This is a genomic window from Mycobacterium innocens (genome assembly GCF_900566055.1).
Classification (GTDB): Bacteria; Actinomycetota; Actinomycetes; order Mycobacteriales; family Mycobacteriaceae; genus Mycobacterium; species Mycobacterium innocens.
Genome location: NZ_UPHQ01000015.1, coordinates 1 through 1,656, shown reverse-complemented (window position 1 = coordinate 1,656; position 1,656 = coordinate 1). Strand labels below are relative to the sequence as shown.

At 72.0% G+C, this 1,656-nt stretch carries 1 protein-coding gene and 1 pseudogene; both read left to right on the top strand.

The window, feature by feature from the left end; all coding sequences use genetic code 11:
• A pseudogene (locus tag EET03_RS01770) lies at positions 1 to 702 on the top strand (PE family protein); the annotation flags it as partial.
• Between the two features lie 379 nt (positions 703 to 1,081).
• On the top strand, positions 1,082 to 1,656 hold a 575-nt coding region (locus EET03_RS01765; RefSeq protein WP_136625630.1), incomplete at its 3' end, for a PE family protein.

The window sequence follows — 1,656 nt, the reverse complement described above, 5'->3', positions numbered from 1 at the left end:
GCAGGCGGGACGGGGACCGCCGCAGGCGGGTCCGGCGGGTCCGGCGGCGACGGCGGCCGCGGCGGCCTGATCTTCGGTGTCGGCGGTGACGGCGGCGCCGGCGGGGAAGGCAGCCTTACCAACTCAATGTTCTTCATCAGCGGAGGCGACGGCGGCAACGGCGGCGACGCCGGCCTATTCGGCATCGGCGGAGTCGGCGGCATCGGTGGGCTTGGCTTCGTCGACACAACCGGTGCCACCGCCACGGGCGGCGCCGGCGGAATCGGCGGGAGCGGCGGCACCCTGTTCGGCATCGGCGGGGCCGGCGGCACCGGTGGTGCCGCCTTCGCCGACACTGCCGGCGGTGGCAACGCCAATGGCGGTACCGGCGGCGCCGGCGGGAACGCCGGGAGGCTGTTCGGTAACGGCGGGGCCGGCGGCACCGGCGGGGCCGGCTTCGACAGCTTCGGCGCCACCGGCGAGGGCGGTAACGGCGGCAACGGCGGCCAGGCCGCGCTGATCGGCAACGGCGGCAGCGGCGGCAATGTCGGGGTCCCCGGACCGAACGGCGTCGGCATCGGCACTGGCGGTAACGGCGGCAATGCGCAGCTGATCGGCAACGGCGGTAACGGCGGCAATGCCGCGACACTGTTCTCCGGCACTCCCGGTAATCCCGGCTCCGGCGGGCTGCTGTTTGGTCAGCCCGGGAACGTAGGGCTCTAAACCTGATAGCCCGACCGGCTGCGGGGGCTGGCCGCGGCTGAGGATATTTCGCCACGGCCCGCTCTGGGCGCCAGCCAGATTCTGGCCACCCAAGGCACTGAATCATGTTGGCAGGCAATTGGTCTGGGCATGATAGTGGCTGCGACGGTCCCGCCATCTCGCGGCCACCATGGAACCGCGCGGCAATTTTCCGGCAGTAACCGTCGGTTGTTGTGCCGGGGGTGTTGTGCGCGGCCGGGCCGGGCTGCGAAACGCTGACGAAAGCCGGGGCCTGCTGCCGGACAAACAGAGGTCGAAATGCCCTAACAGCCACAACCAACTGCGCGCGACGCTGTTGTCTTCCGCCACGTGCTGGCGATGACCGGGTAGGAGGACAGCGATGTTGTATGTGGTGGTGGCACCGGAGATCGTGGTGGCGGCGGCGACAGATCTGACGAATATCGGTTCGGCGCTCAGCGAGGCCAGCGCCGTCGCGGCAGCCCCGACGACAGCGATACTGGCGGCCGGTGCCGACGAGGTGTCGGCGGCTATCGCCGCGTTGTTTGGGGCGCACGCGCAGGTCTTTCAAGTGCTGAGCGCCCAGGCGGAGGTGTTCCACACCCAGTTCGTGAACGCCTTGACCGTGGGCTCGGGCGCGTATGCCAGTGCCGAGGCCGCCAGCGCGTCGCCGCTGCAGTCGCTCCTGGACCTGCTGAACGCACCCACCCAGGCGGTGTTCGGGCGCCCGCTGATCGGCAACGGCGCCAACGGCGCCCCGGGAACCGGGGCAACCGGCGGAGACGGCGGGGTCCTGTTCGGTAACGGCGGGGCCGGCGGGTCCGGCGGCGCCAACCAGGCCGGCGGCAACGGCGGAGCCGGTGGAGTCCTGTTCGGCACCGGCGGCGCTGGCGGGCCCTCAACGGTCGCCGACGGCGGACCCGGCGGACCCGGCGGGTCCGCCGTCGGCGACCGTTG